The following is a 22309-nucleotide window of genomic DNA, read 5'->3' as shown; positions in this document are numbered from 1 at the left end:
TTAGAACTGTTCAAAGTGCTCTTTTGAGCGAGCTTGCCCAGCACTCACTTCTTTTCGCTCGGCGACGGGTTGTGCTTCTGTTTGCGGTTTTCCGCCTTCTAACACTCGGATTTTGCTTTGGCTTTCAATGTCTCCGATCTTAAAATAGGCGACGAGTTGGGTAAGCGTCTCTGCTTGACTGGACATTTCTTCCGCGGTGGCTGCAAGTTCTTCTGACGATGACGCATTTTGCTGCGTTAGCTGGGTGATTTGATTCATCGAGTCGTTGATTTGGCCAACACCTGCCGCTTGTTCGTCTGACGCTGCGGAGATCTCTTGTACTAAATCAGAGGTTTTACCAATTGCAGGTACAATTTCAGCAAGTAGACTGCCTGCCCGCTCGGCTTTGCTCACTGAGCCAGATGCTAACTGAGATATTTCCTGCGCGGCAAATTGAGAACGCTCAGCAAGCTTTCTGACTTCTGCAGCCACCACAGCAAACCCTTTACCATGTTCTCCAGCTCGAGCCGCTTCTATGGCAGCGTTGAGTGCCAACAGATTCGTTTGATAAGCAATGTCATCGACAATACCTATCTTAGAGGCAATTTGTTTCATGGCCGATACGGTCTCTTCCACGGCGCTACCGCCTTCTTGTGCTTCACCTGCCGCTTTTGATGCCATACCGTCGGTGATTTTGGAGTTTTCTGCATTTTGGGCAATGGATGCCGTCATTTGTTCAACAGAGGCTGATGTCTCTTCAACTGATGAGGCTTGTTCGCTTGCACTCTGTGCCAATGACTGTGCTGTAGAAGAGACTTCGGTAGATGCCTGCGCTAGCGACTCTGAGTTAGAACGAACATCACAAATAATGCGACTTAAACTGGAGATTGTACTATTGACGCTTTGCTTCAACTCGTCATAGACACCTGAATAGCTTCCTGCAATCTCAACATCAAGGCGACCTTCTTTTAACCCCTCCATGACGTTAGCAATTTCTTGAATCGGTTTTTCAGTCGCTTCCAATACCTCGTTAAGACCATCAGTCATGGTTTTAAATGCGCCGGCATAGTTTGAGGTGTCTGCGCGATTTTGGATGTTTCCTTTGACCGCTTGCGAAACCAACTCGACGATATCGGTCGCTAAAGTATCTAACACATCGGTGAGATTGGCTGTACGTTGCGCCAGCTCACCTAAAAGCCCTTGTGCTTGTACTTTGGGCTTTAATAATAAGTTACCTTCACTCACTGCGTTGAGCACGGCAAAATTGTCCTCAAGTACCGATTCCAGCACTTCCATCGACTTATTATATGCCTCTGCAATTCTGCCTATCGATCCCTCTAACTCATTGGCTTCAATGCGTCTGTCAAATTCCCCGCAAGCTACCGCTTGGAAGGCAACACCAAACTCTTCTTCTAACAAGCGCTCTTTGCGCTTTTCATCAGTTACGTCTTTCCACTCAACCGTAGTAGAAATACGCTTATTGCTTTCATCAAATACGGGGGTGATCATGAGCTCCAAGCTGTGCTCGCCAAACCCGAGCTTTGCAACGTGCGTAGAGGTTAAACTCGCTAACATAGTGCGCTGGTGGCTTGGATTACGGTGGAACTGGTCGATACTTCCTCCCACCAGTTTGTCGACGCAAAAGGTAGGTAACGTGCTTTGGATCGCAGTTTCTAACCTGAGTAACATGTCTCGCATGGCACGATTTATATAAACAATATCGTAATTTTCATCAGCCAGCATAATACAAGCGGTACTGTAATCCATGGCTTGCTTATAAAAATCGCTATTACTTCCAGCGCTCAAACTCGATTGGCTGATTAATTTAGCCACGAAACTACAGTTAGCAATGGGCTGTGCTAAATTCATAATTTCTAATTGATAAGATCCGCTTGGCATATTAACTTTGGTGGTCTTATCTATCAGCTCGGAAAAGTTATTGTGCAACGACAGCATATCAGTAATATATCCACCATCACTTTGTGCGTTATTTGCAATAAGCTGGGTGAATTGATTGCTTTGATGAACAATCCGACCAGCACCATCTAGGAGAGCAGCAAATGTTCCTGTAGTCTCGATAGCCTCTAATTCTGCATTGCCTTTAAGCAAACTTAATACATTGGTCGCGAGTGTTTTGGCTTCCCCTTCATATAAAGCGGGGTTTACTTGGGTAAGATCTGAGTGTTCAATCGCGTTTACGACTGCCTTCGACAGTTGAGTAACTTGTTTGTCAAAGATTGCTGGTAAAATTCCCATTATGTATCCCCTTATTAAGAGTTAGCTAATTTTCTAGATTCAGGTTCATGAGCAAAATCATGAATAAGCTTTGGTACATCAAGAATGAGCGCAATGTCTCCTGACCCTAAAATACTTGAGCCACTGATCCCCGACATCTTTTCAAATAACGCACCGAGTGGTTTGATGACCGTTTGAAACTCACCTAACAGCTGATCGACGACGATGCCTGCTCGCAACTGACCGTACTTCACAACGACAATACTTGGTCTGATCTTAGGGTTCGTTGGTAAGTCGAAAATACGACTCAAATGAATAAATGGCAGCACTGTACCGCGCAGATTAATGTAATCGGTTTGACGAGTTGCCCCATTGCCAAGCGGAAGTTCAATACACTCTGTAACCATATCCAGTGGAATGACGAACTTAGCATCAGCAACACTCACCATAAAACCATCGATAATGGCCATGGTTAACGGCAACCTGAGTTGGAAACACGTACCTTGGTGCTCGACAGATTCAACACTCACCGTTCCACGTACCGCTTCAATGTTTTTTCTCACCACATCCATGCCAACACCGCGTCCCGAGATATTTGATACTTTTTCGGCTGTGGAAAAGCCTGGTTCGAAGATTAAGTTAGCAATTTCTTTGTCGGTAAGCTCAGTATCAGGTGAGATCAGATTACGCTGAATTGCTTTTTCTTTAATTTTTTCTTTGTCTAGCCCACGTCCATCGTCGCTGATCTCTATTACAATACTGCCAGAATCATGAAAGGCTTTGAGTGATAAGGTACCGTATTCAGGCTTTCCACTGTCCGCTCGTTGTGCTGGTGACTCCATCCCATGATCAATGGCATTGCGAACTAAGTGTGTAAGAGGGTCGACTATCTTTTCAACCATTGATTTATCAAGTTCGGTTTCAGCCCCCATAATTTCTAAAGAAACTTGTTTTTCTAACTCCTTTGAGGTGTCTCGCACCACACGGCTAAAACGATTAAACGTTTCGCCTATCTGTACCATTCTGAGTTGTAGTGTACTGCTTTGCACATCACTAACGAGTTGTTGAATATGTTCAACAATTTCAGTAAGGGCCGAGTCACGTATTGTTTTAGTGTGATCTTCAAGTGCCGCAGACACGATAACCAGCTCGCCAAGTTCATTGACTAATTCATCTAGCTTCTGCGCCGGAATTTTCATCATTCGCTCGGGATTCTTTGGTTTGACTTTGTTATTTTTGGTGGGCTGTTTATCAGTTTTGACAAGTGTTGGCGTTGGCTTATCATCTTCAATTGGGGCTATCTCAATATTTGATTCTGCAGCAATAAACTCAAATGCTTCATCAATATCTTCTCGCGTAGAGTGATGTATCTCTAGCTGCATTCTAAAATGGCATAATTCTAGTTCATCTGGTGTGACCGCGTTAAGCGCAGGTACCTCATCAATTAGCCAATCTACTTCTACCGTACTACCTTTACTTTCGATGTAGCGAATAATCGAGAGCGGATCAAAACCATCCACCATGCAGGCCTTATAAAACTGCGCTGAGACTCGAAAGCTCTGCGTTGCTTCTTGATTTTCGACAACGGTTTGCTCACTTGAGACTTGGTCTTGCAAACCACTATATGACTTTAAACTTTCTAGCAGCCCAGTTTCAGCATCGGTCAACGCCTGAGGAAAATCTTCGTTTGACTCTAAGCACTTAATTAACGCATTTATATGGTCATTACATTCGAGCAAAGTCGAAATCAGTTTTTCGCAAGGATTTAGCGCGTGATCACGAAGAAGCTCCATTGTTGCTTCAACAAAATGCGTAAAATCGACAATATGGTCATAGCCAACAACACCGGCTGAGCCTTTTATGGTATGTGCAGCACGAAACGCCTCGTTTATGATCTCGTCGTCACTATTTGGCAGTATAGACTCCATTGCCAAGAGACTTTCTTCAAATTGAAGTACCAACTCCTTGGCTTCTTCAATAAAGACCGCTTGAATTTCGGATAAATCAACCATCTTACCTCCTTTGCGCGCAGTTTGATGCAACTAAGGTATTGAGTAGCCATAAGGCACAAGGTGAGTGATGCTCATCGACACCTATCACAGATAACGGCTTTTCCGTACAACACTGTGCGAGTGCTACAACTAATTGAAAGCCTGCAGCGTCCACCTCCAACAGCTCGCTAAGGTCAATTGCTATCGCCGTCGTGTCATCGCTTAACATGAGCTGCCATTTTGCTGCCACTTTGCTCACTTCATAAATGGTCAATACTTCTGGCAGCACAATGGTTAAGTTGCTCATATTTATGCTCCTACGCCAAAATACGTGAAACGGTATTAATCAGCTTTTCGGGTTTAAACGGCTTTATCATCCAAGCCTTTGCTCCCGCTTGCTTGCCTTGACTCACGAAATCCGAGCCCGATTCTGTGGTTAGCATCAAAAAAGGCGTAAAGCGATATTGGCCCATTTCTTTCACCTTCTTCAACAAGCTCAGCCCGTCCATGTTTGGCATATTCAAATCACTAATGATCAGGTTGATTTTGCCGTCATCTAGTTTGTTGATTGCGTCGAGACCATCACAGGCATCAATGACTTCATAACCTTCAGCGAGTAGTGTCATTTTTGCCACCTGACGAATTGAAGCTGAATCATCTACTATCATAATTTTCTTAGTCATAAGACCTCCTAGAAAAATGTTACTTCGTCTTCAACATGGTCGTGTTGAGACGTATTTTCAGTGGTTGAAACATGACATTCCCTTTCTTCTTTCATGGTGTAAGAGTTGAACATTTCTTGCTGTAATGCAGCCAACCCGTCCTCGCCAAGCTCACCTTCGGTCCTGTAGAGCGAGACTAATGAAGTAAGCCCTTTGCAAATGTGCTCTAGCTTTTGGCTCACTCTATCTTGAAATTGAAAATCGGTTATCGCGTCGTCGACGTTCGCTTTTATCTTGCTTGCGGTATCATCTAATCCATGTACCGATTGCGTCAGCTCATTAGCGACCGTCGCCATCTCATTGAGCACTTTTCGGATATGTAATTCAGCGTCATCCATAAGCGTAACGTCTTGTGCCTGTGATTCGGTGAGCTTTTCAGTATTGTCAGCAACGGCATTGGTTAAGCCGTTCATCTTTTCAATAATAAGCTCTGCAGCTTCTGAGGTAATATCCGAAAGCTCACGCACCCTTTCCGCTACCACGGCAAACCCCCGACCGGCTTCCCCCGCTCTTGCAGCTTCAATTGATGCGTTGAGTGACAATAACGTGATCTCTTTTGATATTTTTTGAATGGATTTGGTTTGCTCAGTTAGTTCTTTGGCAGCATGACTTACAGCTTGATTGGAATTGACGACCTCGAGTTTTGAACCGAGAGCCACGCGCAAACTATGCAGGACTTCATTGAGTTCTTCTTGACTGTGTTTGGCAAAACAGTGTTCATCATCACCAAAATTTTCTACAGAACCTCGTGCCGATTCGATCGTGTTATTTAGTGCCTGTCTTAGCTCTGAAAACTGCAAGGTCAGCCCAGAAACCGAGTCATTACCCAAGGTTTTAATACTGTAGACCTGATTAATAACGGTTTCTAAAATCGCGGCAACAGATTCTGTATTGTGCTGCTCCACCTCGCAATGCTCTTGCATCTCACTCGAATAACTAGCAAATGCCTCACAATCAAGAATGACTTTTGCAGTTAAATGACGCTGCCTTAACGTTACCGCTAAGAGTGCACTGGTGATGAGCACAGAAGATAGCGACAAAATATCAACGCGAACACTGAGTAATAGCGTTAGAGACAATACTAGGCTGAGCAACACCGCTGCGCTAATGTAGTACTTGTAGATTGCCTTTAGCTCATTAATTGGAAGTATCTGCATTATGCTGACTCCCCAAGATGACTACCACGCTCGCTTAACTCTATCAGCTCCGCCATCTCTTCAACTGAGAGAACTTTTTCAAGGTCTAGCGCGATGAGTAGCTCATCTCCGCGTCTTACCATGGAAGCAATGAAGTCGGCTCTGATTTGCGCGCCAAACTGAGGTGAGTTGGTTAGATCTTTTGCGTCAACTTCTATGACTTCATTAACGCCGTCAACAATGACACCCATCTCAATGAGGTTGTCAGAAATACTGAATTCACAAATGATAATGCAGGTTCGTCTGCCAACTTCTATTACTTCTCCACAAAGCCGAGCTGACAGATCGATAACGGGTACGACTGAGCCTCTTAAATTAATCACTCCTTTAATAAACTCAGGCATCAAAGGGACTTTTGTCACGGAGCCCAATTCAATAATCTCCTTTATTGACAGGATCTCAATTGCATAGCAATCCTGTCTTGACTGAAAAGTGAGATATTGCAATGACTGTGTGTTTTCTGTGATCGCTTGCATTTTTCGCCCCGTCTCATTTGTCTTATATGTTACTTTAGTCTCACATTTCTTATCTGTCAAAATTTGAGCAACAATTTATTTTATCTATTTTTGAGTGGTAAAAATAAATTTAAAAACAGCTAGTTATAAATTATTTTTCAGTATTTAGCATTGTCGCTGTGACGGTTTTGCATTGGATTTTATGATGATGAAAGCGTCAGAAAGCTAAAGCCAAATAATTGAAAACTGGATAATCAGAACAAAAACAATAAGGGAGTACATGAATTGCAAAGAAACGCTAACCTAATGAAGGCTAATTTTATTTATGAACTGGGTTTGATTGATTAATTATCCGTAAATTCGTCGGAGAAATCTGCTTCGCTGAGCTTAGGAAAGGATACCGTAAACGTTGTGCCGACACCGACTTGTGAGTCAACTTGAATGCGACCCTTGTGCTTGGCGACGATGCTATATGATAGAGACAGCCCAAGGCCAGTGCCTTGACCAACAGGTTTGGTGGTAAAAAATGGATTAAAAATTTTATTGATGTCCTCAGCAGGGATCCCTTTGCCAGTGTCTTGGATGGCAATAACCACCTCGTTTTGTTTATCTTCGATAGAGATAGTTACCGTACCGCTTGACGCTATTGACTGCGCTGCATTGATAATTAAGTTTAAAAATACCTGATTAATCTGCATTGGCTGACAATATAGCAACACTTCATCATCGAGAGAGTAAGTTTTGTTGATAACCGCATGGTACTTAATTGAATTGTTTGCTATTTTCAGCGTACTTTCAATCCCTTTAATGAGATCTGCCTCTTGCCACTCCTGGTTATCAACATGAGAAAAGGATTTTAAACTCTCAACTATCTTAGAGACACGGTCCAGCCCTTCTAAGCACTCTTGCAGTAATTCAGGCACATCCTCCTTTAAAAAGTCGATACTATGCTGACTTTGGAGCTGCTGCTCCTGCTGTGCTAAATCACTGTCGGCAAGTGTACTAAAATTCGATTCATAAAAATCGAGCATCGCAAACAGTCCGCTAGCCTGGCCTTCTAAACTTTGAATATTGGAATTCACAAAACCAATTGGATTGTTGATTTCATGCGCCACGCCAGCGGCTAGTTGGCCAATTGCTGCCATTTTCTCAGACTGTAGTAATTGGTTTTGTGCAGCTTCCAACTTAAGGTTGAGTGTTTTTAACTCCTGCTTTTCTATCTCCAATTCTTCGGTTAGACGTTTTTGCTCTTGATAATAGCTCGCAAGCTCCGTCACATCTTGTATGATCACGCATACCTTTTTCACTTCTTCAGAATGCTCAAAAATCGGCACATATTGAATATTCTGATACATTGAAGTTTCATCACCAGTAACAGGACGGCTGCTGCTTAGTTCAAAAACATGAGGACGATGCTCCCAGTAGCTAAAACTTGCTGCTTTTAAAGCAAAAACACTCTTCAATTTCCGCTTAATGATTTTTGCAGCTTCAGGAAATACCTCATCGATAGACATGCCCTCAATATTTTTGGAAGTGTTATCCGGTAGGCGGTTTTTCAAAAATTCATTCGCAAAAACCACCGTATGTGATTGGTCGAGTACACAAATTCCAACCGGAATATAACGCTGCAATTCGTTAAACACAGTCAGTCCTCTATTCCAAGCATGGCATTGAGTTTTTGGATCACAGTTTTAATGGATTTCTCATCCAAACAAATAATCACTCTCGAATCAAAAGCAATAGACTCGATTATAAATGCAATTTTCATCACCAATGTGGTTTTCCACTCGGCAATGTCGTCGGATAGTTGATGTTTGTAAATAGTCGGCATAGTCAATGAGGTTTTAAGCTCTAACTGACTAGAAAAGCCGTTTAAACATGCACCAGCCAAGATATTAGATAAATCTAATAAGACTTCATTAAGATCAGAGTCATCCAGTGGACTATCGTAGTCCATAAGTTCGGCTATTTCTTGTAAGCCTTGCGGTGACAATAGATTAATGACTTCACCTTTAATTTCCCCTAAAAATGACTGCCTCGTTCTGTAAACATGTGCGGTATTACAGATCTCATTGAGTTGATTTGGGCTGACCGAAGTAATTTCAGGGATAGATAAACTAATTTTCGTTTCAATTAATCGAGCTAAAGAGTTCGCTGCTTGGCCCATGGATATATTCATTAGCTCTTGCAAGCCGTCCCTTTGCTCTTCACTGAGTGGCATGTTCATAATAAACCTAGCTCTTGTAGCGTGTTATGTAACTCTTCTTTTTGTAATGGCTTTTGCAAAAAGCGAAATGCGCCGAGTTTATCTACCAACTTCTTCGCTTCGGGCTGAATATCGGCGGAAATAACGATTACCACGGTTTTTGCATGGTGTTCGTGTAGATGCGTAAGAACTTCAAAACCATCCATTTCTGGCATAGTTAGATCCAAAAATAACACCTCTGCTTTGCCCTGCTCAACCATCACCAATGCTTCTTTGCCATTTTTTGCCTCACTGACTTCGACATCCCAGTCTTCAGGTATTGCCCTAAGCACAGCCTTTCTCGACATCATAGAATCGTCTGCAACGGTTACTGGAATTGCCATGAGCACCACTCCTATTTCACTATATTGGTAAAAAGTATGGTCTTTGGCTTTTTGACTGTCAAAAAATTATGAGTAAAAAATGACTCATTTGTCCTCTGAACGAAAGAGATTCAACTTAGAAATAACAAATAATGGCTCGATTAATTATCGTAAATGAGTTTTAGCGGTTCTTGATGAGTAGCAATTTTACAATTTTGTATGATGTGTTCTTTTGGATCGGTAAAATATAGGGCTAAGCCCTATATTTGCTTTAGAGATTTTAAAAACAAAATCTTAGCGAAAAACTAGCTATCAAAGCCGTTTAGCATTTTGTCACAAACAACAGGAGTTGGCCTATGATTGTCATCTACGGCAACAAAGGTAAAACTACCTGTAATTGCTAAGTGTTTATCATCTTTGTGCATTCTTTCAAGATAGATTTCAACATCAACCTTTAAGCTGGTATTACCAACATGCACTACCTTCGATACTAATTCTGCGAAAGTACCTGCAGGAATTGCCTCTTTGAAATCAACTCTGTCTGAAGAGATAGTCACCAAAGGTTTGCGGCAAAAACGCGTTGCAGCAATAAAGGCAACTTCGTCCATCCAAGCCAGTGCGTCACCACCAAATAAAGTGTTATGGTGGTTTGTTCGGCCTGGGAAAACGGTCTTTGTTACATGTGTGATTGAGCTTTTGATGCGTTGCTCAACAATGGCTTGTCTTTGTTCGTCTGTCATTTTTTTACTGCTTTATCCGCTAGTGTATCTTTCATAAGTAGAGCTGGATCGAGTCGTTCCCCGAACCAATTAAAGCGCCAATCCAAATGCGGGCCAGTTACCCTGCCCGTCGCGCCAATTTCAGCGATTTTATCGCCTGTTTTTACCGTATCGCCAACCTTAACATCCAGTTTACTAAGGTGGATATACGTAGAGGTAATGCCGTGACCGTGATCGATAATCAAAGTGCCGCCACTGTAATAAAGATCTGGATTTGCAAACACCACTTTACCCGATACCGGCGCTAAGACCGGCTCACCCGTTTTATTTGCGATATCCAATCCAAAATGTGGTCGTTTTGGCTCACCATTAAAATATCTTTGGCTACCATAAACACCTGAAATACGGCCCTTCGCAGGTCTGAAAACAGGGTCTTTAAAGAATAATAAATCCGAATTGCCTTGTCTTGCTTTTGACACAGCTTGTGCTTCTTCACGTATGCGCTTTAGCACCGAATCAGGTGGCGAAACATACTTTTTCGCCACACCCGTGATCTTGTCTATATCGTAATCTCGTTTCGTGATCACTATCGCTTGGCGATGCTTTTGGCCATCATCAGATTGCCAACTCAAGATGTGGTTAAGTTCAGCATCACGACCAAAACCAAACACGAAATAGCCATCTTTAGAGTGCTTTAATTCTGTTTCGTTTAGCTTTATCTCAGTTGCATTTTCAAGCTTGCCGACGACCAAGCCACCTTGTGTCAGATTACCTTTTAATTCAAGCGCCTCAGCAAATAATGTGGTGCTCGCTAGCAATATAACAATTGCACGTTTAAGCATACGCGATCGCTCCTTTTCCAACCCCTTCGTACGCTCTTACTTCAACCTTATCATGTGGGTTTTGCAGCTTTATTTGGCCAGCAAGATAGTCCGCAATACATTCAACTGTTGTATCGCAAGGTAATATATCGCAACGTGATTTGCTGATCGCCAACTCAAAATATCCCTGCGACGAGGTATACGCGAATGCATAATCTTCATCTTGAGCGGTTACATACTGAAGCAAACTAGGATCAATCAAGTCTTCTTCACTGCCAAGATAAATATCTTGCCATTTATCCGCCCATTGCTTTTGTAATCTAGGCATGCTGATATCGTTGAGCTTCACACCAATCAATGAACGGTGACCATGAATAATACGTTGACAGTTACCATCGTGTTTCTTTAAGCCATGGCTATAGTGATAATAGAAGCCAGTTGCGGCCTCTGGACGCAGTGTTATATCTAAATCTTTCACGTTTTCAGGCATATGTGGCATAATAACAGACTTAAGGTAAGCGATTGCATTGGCTTCATTGATTTCATCCCCTTCCACTACACACACCGCTTCTTCCGGTGCATTCATGGCTAAGTGATTTCCATCAAATTGCATATCAAATTCGAATCGGCCTTCACTGTGTTTTGCATTACACGCAAGCGCGCTGGGTACCGCTAATTTGTGGTCCAGCTTTTCGTCGATAATACGTTTGATTTGCTTTTTAACTTTTGCAAAGTCTAACACCATAGACTCTTCGTTTAGCTCACCATGCAACACAATATCGGTGATCCAGCTTTCACCTACCGCACCACGACGTGGGCAAAGGTACGAAAAATCAATTACGGTCAAAGAGTCAACAAAAAGGATCATAGATCACCTAAAATAGCCTGCTAAAAAATCATCACCGATTATAATGATTTTCACATTATAAATCGCCCCTAATTGGAACTGATTTGCATTTAATCTCTTCAATTTTTTGAAATTTAATCAAATAGACATATCTTTAGCGCAAAATTTACAAGTCTCCGTACGCTTTTTAACTGTTCGGAGTTGTTTAGCGTACATCTGTACGCTAAAGTAGCGTCAATTTGCAAGTTAAGAAGAAGATTTATGGAATCGAAGAACAGCTATACAAAAGAAGAACTTATTTTATGTGGTCGTGGAGAAATGTTTGGTGAAGGCAACTGCCGCCTACCTAGCGACAACATGCTGATGATGGATCGCATCGTTCAAATTAATGATGACGGTGGTGAGCATGGTAAAGGTCAAATTATTGCTGAACTCGACATCAACCCTGATCTGTGGTTCTTCGACTGCCACTTTAAAGGTGATCCAGTAATGCCTGGTTGTTTAGGTTTGGATGCGATGTGGCAATTGGTAGGCTTCTTCCTTGGTTGGTCTGGTGGTCCTGGTCTTGGTCGTGCACTCGGTGTGGGCGAAGTGAAGTTTACGGGTCAAATCTTACCGACTGCTAAAAAAGTGACTTATCGCATTGAAATGAAGCGCGTTATCAAACGTAAGCTATTTATGGGTCTAGCGGATGGTATCGTCGAAGTTGATGGTCGCGTGATTTATGAAGCAAAAGATTTGAAAGTAGGTCTTTTCCAAGATACCAGCGCATTTTAACTTTTTCGCTGTTATCGTTTTATAGCTTTAAAAACACACAAAGCCCCATCTGGGGCTTTGCTCTCCTAAAATTCGGTATCAGGTTTTAAAGATGTTGCGATTATCCATCGCTTCTCGCCATCCGCCTAACCATTCTGATCTGTGTTCTACTTGTTGATAGGGACAATTTTCTTTCGACCGACCGGCTAATCCTGCCTTAAATCCTTGTGAATGTGCTCTTTCTAAACGGTCTCTTTTCTGTCTCTTCATAGGTAATATCCTCACCTTTTTCTCGATCAGCATTAGCGTTTCTAATACTGTGTAGTTCAAACTTAAGCGAACGTCATTCAAAACGAAGATAGTGACTTGCGATATAATGACAATTCGTACTAACAATTTAAATTAAAGATTTTATTGAGAAAAGTTAAACACGAGCGACATCATATTTCATACAGATGTGCTACTTACCGATGAGATTTGGCCAAACCCATACCTTCAATAAATCACATCTCAGCGAGTCATGCAATGATCAGAAATGTAATTCTTGTACAGCTGACCACAAAAAGCATAATTATTTTAATTTTATATAGATACCTAGATACTCAAGACGTAAATTATTGGTTGATGATCTTATTTTTCTATATTTCCCTGTAAAAAAACATTCATAATATAGTAATAAAAAGAGGCTGGACGAATCCAACCTCTTTTCAATAACTTGAGTTTTTAAATCGAGCAAAGCTCAATTAAGCAGTACTGTCTTAGCTTGCTTTAATAACCTCTACACCACCCATATATGGTTTTAGTGCATCAGGCACAATAATTGATCCATCTGCCTGCTGGTAGTTTTCTAAAATCGCAACTAGAGTACGACCTACCGCTAAACCAGAACCATTAAGAGTATGAAGTAGTTCTGGCTTCTTCTCACCACTACGGCGGAAACGCGCTTGCATACGGCGCGCTTGGAAATCCCACATGTTTGAACAAGAAGAGATTTCTCTGTAGGTATTTTGTGCTGGTAACCAAACTTCCAAATCGTACGTTTTCGTCGCACCGAAACCCATGTCTCCAGTACAAAGCACCACTTTTCTGTAAGGTAAACCAAGTGCTTGTAAAATTTGCTCAGCATGACCTGTTAACTCTTCAAGCGCTGCCATGGAATCTTCAGGTTTAACCAGTTGGACAAGTTCAACTTTATCAAACTGGTGTTGACGAATAAGTCCGCGCGTATCACGGCCATAGCTACCTGCTTCGCTTCTAAAACAAGGCGTGTGCGCCGTCATCTTAATCGGCAGCTCTTTTTCGTCATAAATAACATCGCGAGCGCAGTTAGTTAACGGTACTTCTGCAGTTGGAATTAAACTAAAGCCATCTTGGTCTTCAGATAATGCTTCTGTGTGGAATAAATCTTCTGCAAACTTAGGAAGTTGACCCGTGCCAAACAAGCTCGCTTTATTCACAAGATATGGTACATACATTTCTGTATAACCATTTTGCTCCGTGTGGGTATTCAGCATCAGTTGTACAAGTGCTCTATGCATACGTGCTACGCCACCGCGCATCACTGTAAAGCGGGAACCACTTAGCTTAACACCAGTTTCGAAATCGAGACCCTTATCAAGCGCTTCACCAAGGTCAACATGATCTTTAACTTCAAAGTCAAATTGCTTTGGCTCACCCCAAGTGCTTATTTCAACATTCTCAGACTCATCAGCACCTGCAGGTACCTCTTCAGCAGGGAGATTTGGCAACGACATTGCGTAGTCATTAAGTTCAGCAAGAATTTTATCCTGCTCTTCTTTCGCTGCACTTAATTGGTCGCCCAAGTTTGCAACAGCATCTAGTAAAGGTTGAACGTCTTCCCCTTTCGCTTTAGCTTGACCAATCGCTTTGGAGGAACTGTTACGCTCACTCTGTAATTCCTGAGTTTTGGTTTGTAGCGCTTTGCGCTTTTCTTCTAATTCGGTGATCTTAGCAACATCGAGTTCAAAACCACGCTTTTTCAAACGCGCAGCGGCTTCCTCGATGTCTTGACGAAAGTATTTAGAATCTAACATTGTTTTTTTAACCTTTTTGCATGATGAGGCAAAGACCAACCCAGGCCATAAAGATACACGCCACCACGTTTAATGTGACGTTAAACGCCATTTTCACATATTGCCCTTGTTGAAGTAACAACAAGGAATCCATTGAGAATGTAGAAAAAGTAGTCAGCGCACCTAAAAAGCCAATACCTATCAACGTTTTAGATGGAGAAACTGAAATAACTTCTTTTTCAATTAAACCGTAAAGCACACCCATCAATAATGAACCAAGAATATTAACGATCAACGTCCCAAAAGGGAATCCCTTACCTAAGAGTTTTATCGACATATCGCTGATAAAAAAGCGTAACATTGCACCAAACGCTCCACCTAGCGCAATTGTGAGATAATTTATTAGCATCGCTACTTGTACCTCTTGGTGCTACTTTGCGCATTTTGCGTCTGTAGATAGTTGAGCTTGTCGGCTATTTGTTTCTCAAGTCCCCGATCTGTCGGATGATAGTATTGTCGCTCTTGAATGGCTTCTGGAAAGTAATTTTCTCCGGCGGCAAAGGCGCCAGGTTCATTATGTGCATAACGGTATTCTTCGCCAAAACCGAGCTCTTTCATTAGTTTTGTCGGTGCATTTCTGAGATGTTCAGGTACGGGGTAATTCGGATCACTTGCAGCATCACGTTTAGCTTGACTGAACGCCATGTAGACCGCATTGCTTTTTGGCGCACTCGCGAGATAAAGCGTTGCCTGTGCTATCGCACGCTCTCCTTCACTTGGCCCAACACGATGAAATATATCCCAAGCATTTAACGCAACTTGCATCGCTCTTGGGTCTGCATTGCCGATATCTTCCGTGGCGATCGCCAGCAATCGCCTTGCTACATAGAGCGGATCGCCTCCGCCTGCTAGTATTTTGCAATACCAATAAAGTGCCGCATCTGGTGCGCTGCCACGAACTGACTTATGAAACGCTGAGATTAGGTCATAATATAGGTCGCCCTTATTATCATAACTTGATAATTGGCTGGGCAACACTTGTTTTAGTACAAGTTCATTCACCAAATGAGTGTTTGAATTTGGCTCAAAACTTAAGTCAACCGCCTGCTCCAGTAGATTAAGCGCCTTTCTCGCATCTCCCGAAGCGGCTTTGGCAATGAGTTCAAGTGCACTGTCATCAATGGTGATGGCTAATTTCGACAGCTGTTCATCTCGTGACAACGCGTCTTTAAGTACTTGACCTAGTTCGTCCTCTACAAGCGATTGTAAGGTATAAACACGCGCGCGGGACAAGATCGCGTTATTCAGTGCAAAAGAAGGGTTTTCGGTGGTCGCGCCAATAAAAATAAAGGTGCCATCTTCAATGTGAGGTAAAAATCCGTCTTGCTGGGACTTGTTAAAGCGATGTACTTCATCAACAAATAACAGCGTACGTCTACCAAATTGAGCTAATCGGTTTTTAGCATCGACGACCGCTTCACGAACCTCTTTAATTCCTGCACTGACAGCGGAAAGCTTGATAAGCTCTGCATCCGCATAGTTGGCAATGATCTCAGCAAGGGTGGTTTTACCCACTCCGGGTGGCCCCCAAAGGATCAGGCTATGACAGCGTCCAGATTCAATCGCACGATAAAGTACAGAGCCTTTGGACAAAATATGACTCTGCCCAACATAATGCTCTAACGAGGTTGGCCGCATTCTTGCGGCCAACGGTCGTACATCTGGTGTAAAATCAAACCCTAAACTAGTCACTGCCTCTTTGGTCGTCTACGACCACTCCTTGTGGAATTGTAAACTCAAACAAACTCTCTTTTACTGGCGCATTGACTTTGCTTTCCTTAAAGCTAAACGTAGAGACTTGACCTGAAATATCGTTCACTTTCAATAGTGCTAAACCATCGTTTTTGTCATCAAAACGCAGTGTTAATTGCTCTACCTGCGAGTCTACTTTATTTTTTGGCGTGATCAGATATTCTTGACCGTTAAGTGCTACGTTGTACTTCAGCCATTGACTGTCCTCTTGTGTCGTAAGTAGCACAAATGGCGTAGTATCAATAAGTTTAGTCGTATCTAGGATGGTCACTTGCTCAGCAAACGTATCGTAGTAATAGGTTGTTGCTCCGCTTGATACAAATAAAGTGTCATCCGGCATCTCTTGTTGCCAGCGGATTTTTAGTGGCTGCGCTAAGATTATCGCCCCTTCACCGGTTTGCAACTCATTGCCTTCTTGATCTTTAACTATTTGCTCAAACTTACCTTGAAAGCTGGTTAATTCAGCCAGTCTTCCTTTTAGACTTTGCATCGCAGCCTCATCAGCCCACACAGGCTGAATAAGGAGGTTTGATAGTACCGTTAGCAATGCAATTTGCTTAAATTTTTTCATTAATTGGCTCCACCTTTTACCAATACATCTCGTGCACCATTATGACCAGGAGCACTTACCACTCCCGACATTTCCATTTGCTCAACTAATCGAGCGGCACGGTTATAACCAACTCTTAACTTACGTTGTACACTCGAAACAGACACTTTGCCTGTTTCAATAACAAACCCAACGGCTTCATCATAAAGTGGGTCAGACTCTTCATCCCCACCTTCCGGTGCTTCGCCTGGTAGTAAAATATCCTCGGTTGCTTCACCGCATAGAATTTCTTCTACGTAGTTTGGTTTGCCTCTTGCTTTCCAGTCACTTACTACGGCATGTACTTCATGATCGTCAACAAACGCACCATGTACACGAACCGGAACACTCGTTCCTGGCGGCAAATAGAGCATGTCACCCATACCCAACAGGTTTTCTGCACCTTGCTGGTCTAAGATTGTACGTGAATCAATCTTACTTGATACTTGGAACGCCATTCGCGTTGGTATATTCGCTTTGATCAAACCTGTAATGACATCCACTGATGGACGCTGTGTTGCCAGCACTAAATGTATGCCGGCCGCTCGCGCTTTTTGTGCAATACGTGCTATTAACTCTTCTACTTTTTTACCAACAATCATCATCATGTCGGCAAATTCGTCTATAACGACCACGATACTCGGTAATTTATCTAGCTCTTGTGGTTCATCCGCCATACCGTCTGTATCTTTAAAGAGTGGATCTAAGATTGGATGACCCGCTTCTTTGGCGTCTTTAATCTTTTGATTGTAACCTTTAAGGTTACGGACACCGAGTGCCGACATCAGCTTGTAACGGCGTTCCATTTCCCCCACACACCAGCGTAGCGCGTTTGCAGCCTCTTTCATATCAGTAACCACTTCACATAATAAATGTGGGATACCTTCGTAGACTGAAAGCTCAAGCATTTTTGGGTCTATCATGATCATTCGCACATCTTCTGGCGGCGACTTATATAACAAGCTAAGGATCATGACATTAACGCCCACTGACTTACCAGAGCCGGTTGTACCGGCCACCAGCAGGTGCGGCATTTTGGCTAAATCAGCAACAACCGGCTGGCCTGCGATATCTTTACCAAGCACCATAGTCAAAGGAGATGGATTTTGTTCAAACTTAGGGGCATCTATCACTTCGGACAAACGTACGATTTCGCGGTGTTTGTTAGGCAACTCTAAACCCACATACGTCTTGCCTGGGATAACCTCAACTACGCGCACTGAGACTGCAGATAATGAACGCGCTAAGTCTTTTGCCAGACCGGTGATCTTAGCAACTTTAATGCCCGGCGCGAGATCTAACTCAAAGCGCGTAACGACAGGGCCTGGATACACACCAACTACCTGTGCTTGGACATTGAAGTCTAATAGTTTAGTTTCAACTAACCGCGAAACCTGATCTAACTCTTCTTGCGAAATTGGATTCTTAGCCTTGTCCGGCCTATCCAACAAATCTAATGAAGGCAATGGCTCTGCTGGTGGCTGAGCCTCTAGAAGCGCTTCAAATTGCTCTTTTGCGCTTGGTGGAGGCTGATAACCATTGGCCGCCTTTTCAGGTGCTTTAGGCTTAAGTGGCCTTGCAGGAGAAACCACTTTGGTTTCGTGCACAGGTGCTTCATCCAAGGCATTTAATGCCGCGACAGTATCCAGTGGCTCATCCTCTATCGCTGAAAAGTTGATTTCTTGCTCAAGGATATCATCTAGCTCATCGAACACCGACGGTTCTTTCTTCTCTTGTAGATCAGTGTGCTGTGCAGACGAAGTTTGAGGTGTAGATTCAGTGTTCGTTTTGCGGAACAATTTATCTTTTAATTTACCAAGTCCACTAGGTTCTTCTTCAACATCGAAGTCAATATCAGTTTCAGTATCGGTTTGCTGCTGGAGAGCCTGCTCATAATCATTTTTTTTCTCGGGAGCTATTATTGGTGTCTCACTGTCTACTCTATCCGTTTTGGTGCCAGCACCCTCAGGTTTCTGTGAAACTGACTGCGTTTGCTCTATATTGCGCTCTGCTGTCAGTCTATCGCGTAACCATCTAAAGCCGGCGAGTACCTTTTCACCCAAATAATCAACAAATTCAACCCAAGACACACCGGTAAGTAGCGTCATTCCTGCAAAGAAAAAGCATAGTAACAGTATAGAAGTACCGGTAAAGTTAAAGGCGGGCATCATGGCCCCTGCAACCACATCCCCTACTACCCCACCAGATGAGAAATTATAGATATCATCAAAGTTGATACTGCTGATTGCACTCGCAGAGGTGATAAACAATGTTGCGCCAATAAGGCGTAAACCTAGCGTGGTGTAATCGAGTTGCAGTAGCTTATGCGGCTTTTTAAATAGCAGATAACCAAGAAACTGCAGCGCCGCTGGGATCAAAAACGCCAGCCACCCGAAACTCAGCAGCATAATGTCTGCCAGCCAAGCTCCGGCAGCACCCGTTATATTGTTTACTTTTACGTACTCACCGGATTGAGTCCAAGCAGGGTCTGCTGGGTCGAAACTTATCAACGCACACAACATAAATATTGCTGCAGCCGTGCTTACAATCAAACCTGTCTCTAAGAGGCGTTGCACACCATTTAAGCGCATTGTAATTAAACCTTTTTTCTGTTTCTTTTCTGGACTATGTAAGCCCAAAACGTCAGCAAATTAGTGATTTGCGTTAGTATTGCTGTATATACTTACACCTTACCAAGAAATACCTCAAGGTGCACAAGGTTTTATTACTTCTCCTTCTTCTCCTTTTACTTCTTCCATGACCACAAAAGTGCGACTTTCACTGATACTTGGCAGCTTAAGTAAAATTTCTCCTAATACTCCTCGATATTCTGACATGTCGGTCACTCGTGTTTTCAATAGATAGTCGAAACTACCGGACACAAGATGACATTCAATAATTTCGTCATGCTGCTTTACTGCTTGATTAAATCTATCGAATACATCAGGCGAGTTTTTATTCACTGTAACTTCAACAAACACCAAAAGTCCCTGTCCAAGCTTAGCAGGATCGACTACGGCTTTATAACCCCGAATAAATCCTTCTCGTTCCAGCTTTTTAACGCGCTCCAAGCAAGGCGTAGCGCTCAATCCTATGCGTTTGGCTAATTCTACGTTTGAAATTCTGCCATCTTTTTGAAGTTCGACTAAAATCTTTCTGTCGATTCTGTCTAGTTGTTGATACATAGTGTAGTTTTTTATCCTGAATGACTCATTAATTCAGATTATATCACTACATTAAAATATTAAAACAGTGAGACAAACTGGCTATAGGTAAATATAATAGTCAAAAATTTTACCCCGTTCTTATTTTGAGGCGAATATTATGATTATTGGTGTACCTAAAGAGATAAAAAACCACGAATACCGCGTAGGTATGGTTCCTGCGAGTGTTCGTGAACTAATCAATCACGGTCACGAAGTCGTTGTTGAAACAAATGCTGGTATCGGCATTGGTTTTACTGACGAAGATTATGTTCAAGTTGGTGCTAAAGTTTTAGACACTGCAGCAGACGTTTTTGCTACTGCTGATATGATTGTTAAAGTAAAAGAGCCTCAAGCTGTTGAGCGCGCCATGTTACGTGAAGACCAAATCCTATTTACTTACCTTCACCTAGCACCAGACCTTCCACAAACAGAAGATCTAATCAAGAGCGGTGCTATCTGTATTGCATACGAAACGGTAACTGATACACGTGGTGGTCTTCCATTGCTAGCGCCAATGTCAGAAGTTGCTGGTCGTATGTCAATTCAAGCTGGTGCTCAAGCGCTTGAAAAGTCGCGTGAAGGCCGTGGTATGCTGCTAGGTGGCGTGCCTGGTGTTGAACCAGCTAAAGTCGTTGTGATCGGCGGTGGTATGGTTGGTCGTAACGCAGCGCAAATGGCTGTAGGTCTAGGCGCAGACGTTACTATTCTTGACCGTAACATCGATGTTCTACGTTCTTTAAATGCACAGTTTGGTAGCCAAGCTAAAGTTATCTACTCAACTGCTGATGCACTTGAAAAACACGTACTAGAAGCAGATCTTGTGATCGGTGGCGTACTAATTCCAGGTGCAGCGGCTCCTAAGCTTGTAACTGCAGAGCACATCAAAGCGATGAAGCCAGGTGCTGCTATTGTTGACGTTGCAATCGACCAAGGCGGCTGTATTGCTACTTCTAAAGCGACTACACACGCAGATCCAACATACATTGTTGATGACGTAGTTCACTACTGTGTAGCTAACATGCCAGGTGCTGTACCTCGTACTTCAACGTTTGCACTTAACAATGCAACGCTTCCGTACATCATCAAGCTTGCAAACTTAGGCTACAAACAAGCGCTACTTAATGACAAACACTTTATGGACGGCCTAAACGTTCTGAAAGGTCAAGTAACGTGTAAAGAAGTGGCAGAAGGCTTCAACATGGAATATGTTGACCCACGCGCTGCACTAGAAAATGCTTAATTTTGAATTTTAAGTAGTAAAAAGGGCTTCAATTGAAGCCCTTTTTGTTTGCTGTTAGTTTGTCTCAAAATTCACTTCGGTATCTTGCGTCAACGTAACGTCTTTTGTTTGATACAAACTAAAATCTGCATCTATCGTTTCGGCATCATCTAAATGACCTAAGCACGAATACCCTAGTTTGTAGTCTCCAGAACCAATAAATGCTATCTCATATTCACTCTCAGCATCTAAGTTTGCAGTTGCTACTGGCGCTGAATCTTCATCACTGATGTCGCTTGGCACTGCAACATCCGTTTTATAAAGATAAACAACATGTTTGTACTCTCCGACAAGAGGGGCTAAGTCTGCGTTATCTGCTATACATGCATTTTTCACAGACTCGCTAACCATACCCTCAATCTCGAAACTGGTTAACAGATTTTCCAAACGGACAGCTGTTGGTTTTAGATAAACGGTGTCATCATTTGTGCGCTTCAATAGCGCCTTATTTAAGTCAAACTCCAATACGATTTGGTTTTCACCTTCATTTAACGAGAAGTTATTGAGTTGGATTTCACCCACACCATCATTACCTTTACGGGTTACGGCTAGCGGTGCTTGGCTACCATCTAAAAAACGCACGCTAGAGGTTAAATCAAAATTAGACCCCGCACCACCGTTTACAACATCGGCTCTAATCCACTCATAATCACCGGCATCGATCTCTTGGTCGTTTACAACCAAATAGATATCATCACCCGTATACTCAAGCAGATTGATCTTCATTGGATTACCCTGCGCATCCAAGGTATCAAATGTCACATCTTCTTTTCCTGATGCTCTAAATGTCAGCCGTTGAATAACGAGGTTTACCTCTGCAAGATTATTCACAGCAGCATCTGAAACACCAACACTTACGGTGGTTTTTTGAGTTGGTTGTGAGGTGTTGTTGTCGTTTGAGTCAGAACCTGAACCGCCACCGCATGCAGCGAGTATCATTGCCGAGGCAATCGCTGTTAAAACTGGTTTGTACATGATGTTTTCTCCTCTTCTAAGTCTTAAAGAATAGGAATTGCGCCATGAATAAATAATTAATATAAACGCAATAATTTGAAATACCTTCAAATGCAGTGCAGAAGGTTTGGCATTTTCTTATTAAAT

22 protein-coding genes are annotated in these 22309 nt (G+C 42.7%); 2 read left to right on the top strand and 20 right to left on the bottom strand.

Going from position 1 to position 22309, the window contains the following annotated elements; genetic code table 11:
• The 12 genes from QSH61_RS09290 to QSH61_RS09235 all read right to left on the bottom strand — a co-directional run bounded on the left by QSH61_RS09290 (position 1) and on the right by QSH61_RS09235 (position 11554).
• Positions 1-2235, bottom strand: a complete 2235-nt coding sequence (locus QSH61_RS09290; protein WP_206472927.1) for a methyl-accepting chemotaxis protein — start codon at positions 2233-2235, stop codon at positions 1-3.
• A gap of 14 nt (positions 2236-2249) precedes the next feature.
• Positions 2250-4226 (bottom strand): chemotaxis protein CheA, encoded by a 1977-nt coding sequence (locus tag QSH61_RS09285; protein WP_069020652.1) that lies wholly within the window; start codon positions 4224-4226, stop codon positions 2250-2252.
• Between the two features lies 1 nt (position 4227).
• A complete protein-coding gene (locus QSH61_RS09280) occupies positions 4228-4512 on the bottom strand; it encodes an STAS domain-containing protein (RefSeq protein WP_010604743.1) in 285 nt (94 codons plus the stop codon).
• Between the two features lie 10 nt (positions 4513-4522).
• Entirely contained in the window at positions 4523-4888 is a 366-nt protein-coding gene (locus QSH61_RS09275) for a response regulator (RefSeq protein ID WP_010372802.1), read from the bottom strand.
• Positions 4889-4896: 8 nt separating this feature from the next.
• Positions 4897-6084, bottom strand: coding sequence for a methyl-accepting chemotaxis protein (locus tag QSH61_RS09270; protein WP_193522450.1), 1188 nt, complete (start codon positions 6082-6084; stop codon positions 4897-4899).
• Positions 6084-6599: a chemotaxis protein CheW gene (locus tag QSH61_RS09265; protein ID WP_010604740.1), complete on the bottom strand. Its 516-nt coding sequence runs from the start codon at positions 6597-6599 to the stop codon at positions 6084-6086. Before QSH61_RS09265 ends, QSH61_RS09270 begins: the two co-directional genes overlap by 1 nt.
• A gap of 323 nt (positions 6600-6922) precedes the next feature.
• Positions 6923-8221 carry a sensor histidine kinase gene (locus tag QSH61_RS09260; RefSeq protein ID WP_206472926.1) on the bottom strand — a complete coding sequence of 433 codons (1299 nt, stop codon included), beginning with the start codon at positions 8219-8221 and terminating at the stop codon, positions 6923-6925.
• Between the two features lie 2 nt (positions 8222-8223).
• Positions 8224-8805, bottom strand: coding sequence for a chemotaxis protein CheC (locus QSH61_RS09255; RefSeq protein ID WP_010604738.1), 582 nt, complete (start codon positions 8803-8805; stop codon positions 8224-8226).
• Complete coding sequence (locus QSH61_RS09250) at positions 8802-9167, bottom strand: response regulator (protein WP_010372787.1); 366 nt, start codon at positions 9165-9167, stop codon at positions 8802-8804. Before QSH61_RS09250 ends, QSH61_RS09255 begins: the two co-directional genes overlap by 4 nt.
• Positions 9168-9451: 284 nt before the next feature.
• On the bottom strand, positions 9452-9886 hold the full coding sequence (locus tag QSH61_RS09245; protein ID WP_010372783.1) for an acyl-CoA thioesterase: 435 nt from the start codon (positions 9884-9886) through the stop codon (positions 9452-9454).
• Positions 9883-10707, bottom strand: coding sequence for a M23 family metallopeptidase (locus tag QSH61_RS09240; protein ID WP_206472925.1), 825 nt, complete (start codon positions 10705-10707; stop codon positions 9883-9885). The genes QSH61_RS09245 and QSH61_RS09240 overlap by 4 nt, the downstream gene beginning before the upstream one ends.
• Positions 10700-11554, bottom strand: a complete 855-nt coding sequence (locus tag QSH61_RS09235; protein ID WP_206472924.1) for a 6-carboxytetrahydropterin synthase — start codon at positions 11552-11554, stop codon at positions 10700-10702. Before QSH61_RS09235 ends, QSH61_RS09240 begins: the two co-directional genes overlap by 8 nt.
• A 240-nt stretch (positions 11555-11794) precedes the next feature.
• Between QSH61_RS09235 and fabA the strand changes: the two genes are divergently transcribed.
• Positions 11795-12310, top strand: a complete 516-nt coding sequence (gene fabA, locus QSH61_RS09230; protein WP_174168883.1) for a 3-hydroxyacyl-[acyl-carrier-protein] dehydratase FabA — start codon at positions 11795-11797, stop codon at positions 12308-12310.
• A gap of 78 nt (positions 12311-12388) precedes the next feature.
• Here fabA and rmf read toward each other — a convergent pair whose 3' ends face one another.
• The 7 genes from rmf to lrp all read right to left on the bottom strand — a co-directional run bounded on the left by rmf (position 12389) and on the right by lrp (position 19908).
• The gene (gene rmf / locus QSH61_RS09225; protein WP_010372771.1) at positions 12389-12559 is read right to left on the bottom strand and encodes a ribosome modulation factor; all 171 of its coding nucleotides are present in this window, start codon (positions 12557-12559) and stop codon (positions 12389-12391) included.
• Between the two features lie 488 nt (positions 12560-13047).
• The gene (gene serS, locus QSH61_RS09220) at positions 13048-14343 is read right to left on the bottom strand and encodes a serine--tRNA ligase (protein ID WP_045988497.1); all 1296 of its coding nucleotides are present in this window, start codon (positions 14341-14343) and stop codon (positions 13048-13050) included.
• A 7-nt stretch (positions 14344-14350) separates the two neighbouring features.
• Positions 14351-14731, bottom strand: a complete 381-nt coding sequence (gene crcB, locus QSH61_RS09215) for a fluoride efflux transporter CrcB (RefSeq protein WP_010604733.1) — start codon at positions 14729-14731, stop codon at positions 14351-14353.
• Between the two features lie 2 nt (positions 14732-14733).
• On the bottom strand, positions 14734-16074 hold the full coding sequence (locus tag QSH61_RS09210; RefSeq protein WP_206472923.1) for a replication-associated recombination protein A: 1341 nt from the start codon (positions 16072-16074) through the stop codon (positions 14734-14736).
• Positions 16067-16705 (bottom strand): outer membrane lipoprotein periplasmic chaperone LolA, encoded by a 639-nt coding sequence (gene lolA, locus QSH61_RS09205; RefSeq protein WP_010604731.1) that lies wholly within the window; start codon positions 16703-16705, stop codon positions 16067-16069. Before lolA ends, QSH61_RS09210 begins: the two co-directional genes overlap by 8 nt.
• Positions 16705-19314 carry a DNA translocase FtsK gene (locus QSH61_RS09200; RefSeq protein WP_206472922.1) on the bottom strand — a complete coding sequence of 870 codons (2610 nt, stop codon included), beginning with the start codon at positions 19312-19314 and terminating at the stop codon, positions 16705-16707. Before QSH61_RS09200 ends, lolA begins: the two co-directional genes overlap by 1 nt.
• Before the next feature lie 114 nt (positions 19315-19428).
• Positions 19429-19908 (bottom strand): leucine-responsive transcriptional regulator Lrp, encoded by a 480-nt coding sequence (gene lrp / locus QSH61_RS09195; RefSeq protein WP_095726862.1) that lies wholly within the window; start codon positions 19906-19908, stop codon positions 19429-19431.
• A gap of 139 nt (positions 19909-20047) precedes the next feature.
• On the opposite strand from lrp, the gene ald reads away from it, so the two are divergent.
• Entirely contained in the window at positions 20048-21169 is a 1122-nt protein-coding gene (ald, locus tag QSH61_RS09190) for an alanine dehydrogenase (RefSeq protein WP_102056785.1), read from the top strand.
• Positions 21170-21223: 54 nt separating this feature from the next.
• Here ald and QSH61_RS09185 read toward each other — a convergent pair whose 3' ends face one another.
• Positions 21224-22183 carry a DUF4382 domain-containing protein gene (locus QSH61_RS09185; RefSeq protein ID WP_206472913.1) on the bottom strand — a complete coding sequence of 320 codons (960 nt, stop codon included), beginning with the start codon at positions 22181-22183 and terminating at the stop codon, positions 21224-21226.
• Between the last annotated feature and the right edge of the window lie 126 nt (positions 22184-22309).

This window comes from Pseudoalteromonas sp. JC3 (genome assembly GCF_030291895.1).
Classification (GTDB): domain Bacteria; phylum Pseudomonadota; class Gammaproteobacteria; order Enterobacterales; family Alteromonadaceae; genus Pseudoalteromonas.
This window is presented reverse-complemented; position numbering and strand designations above follow the sequence as displayed.

Coding starts and splice junctions, on each gene's coding strand:
- lrp (WP_095726862.1), bottom strand. CDS start 19,908: ATGTATCAACAACTAGACAGAATCGACAGAAAGATTTTAGTCGAACTT.
- QSH61_RS09200 (WP_206472922.1), bottom strand. CDS start 19,314: ATGCGCTTAAATGGTGTGCAACGCCTCTTAGAGACAGGTTTGATTGTA.
- QSH61_RS09240 (WP_206472925.1), bottom strand. CDS start 10,707: ATGCTTAAACGTGCAATTGTTATATTGCTAGCGAGCACCACATTATTT.
- QSH61_RS09185 (WP_206472913.1), bottom strand. CDS start 22,183: ATGTACAAACCAGTTTTAACAGCGATTGCCTCGGCAATGATACTCGCT.
- fabA (WP_174168883.1), top strand. CDS start 11,795: ATGGAATCGAAGAACAGCTATACAAAAGAAGAACTTATTTTATGTGGT.
- QSH61_RS09280 (WP_010604743.1), bottom strand. CDS start 4,512: ATGAGCAACTTAACCATTGTGCTGCCAGAAGTATTGACCATTTATGAA.
- QSH61_RS09265 (WP_010604740.1), bottom strand. CDS start 6,599: ATGCAAGCGATCACAGAAAACACACAGTCATTGCAATATCTCACTTTT.
- serS (WP_045988497.1), bottom strand. CDS start 14,343: ATGTTAGATTCTAAATACTTTCGTCAAGACATCGAGGAAGCCGCTGCG.
- QSH61_RS09285 (WP_069020652.1), bottom strand. CDS start 4,226: ATGGTTGATTTATCCGAAATTCAAGCGGTCTTTATTGAAGAAGCCAAG.
- lolA (WP_010604731.1), bottom strand. CDS start 16,705: ATGAAAAAATTTAAGCAAATTGCATTGCTAACGGTACTATCAAACCTC.
- rmf (WP_010372771.1), bottom strand. CDS start 12,559: ATGAAGAGACAGAAAAGAGACCGTTTAGAAAGAGCACATTCACAAGGA.
- ald (WP_102056785.1), top strand. CDS start 20,048: ATGATTATTGGTGTACCTAAAGAGATAAAAAACCACGAATACCGCGTA.
- QSH61_RS09290 (WP_206472927.1), bottom strand. CDS start 2,235: ATGGGAATTTTACCAGCAATCTTTGACAAACAAGTTACTCAACTGTCG.
- QSH61_RS09255 (WP_010604738.1), bottom strand. CDS start 8,805: ATGAACATGCCACTCAGTGAAGAGCAAAGGGACGGCTTGCAAGAGCTA.
- QSH61_RS09250 (WP_010372787.1), bottom strand. CDS start 9,167: ATGGCAATTCCAGTAACCGTTGCAGACGATTCTATGATGTCGAGAAAG.
- QSH61_RS09245 (WP_010372783.1), bottom strand. CDS start 9,886: ATGACAGACGAACAAAGACAAGCCATTGTTGAGCAACGCATCAAAAGC.
- QSH61_RS09270 (WP_193522450.1), bottom strand. CDS start 6,084: ATGCAGATACTTCCAATTAATGAGCTAAAGGCAATCTACAAGTACTAC.
- crcB (WP_010604733.1), bottom strand. CDS start 14,731: ATGCTAATAAATTATCTCACAATTGCGCTAGGTGGAGCGTTTGGTGCA.
- QSH61_RS09275 (WP_010372802.1), bottom strand. CDS start 4,888: ATGACTAAGAAAATTATGATAGTAGATGATTCAGCTTCAATTCGTCAG.
- QSH61_RS09235 (WP_206472924.1), bottom strand. CDS start 11,554: ATGATCCTTTTTGTTGACTCTTTGACCGTAATTGATTTTTCGTACCTT.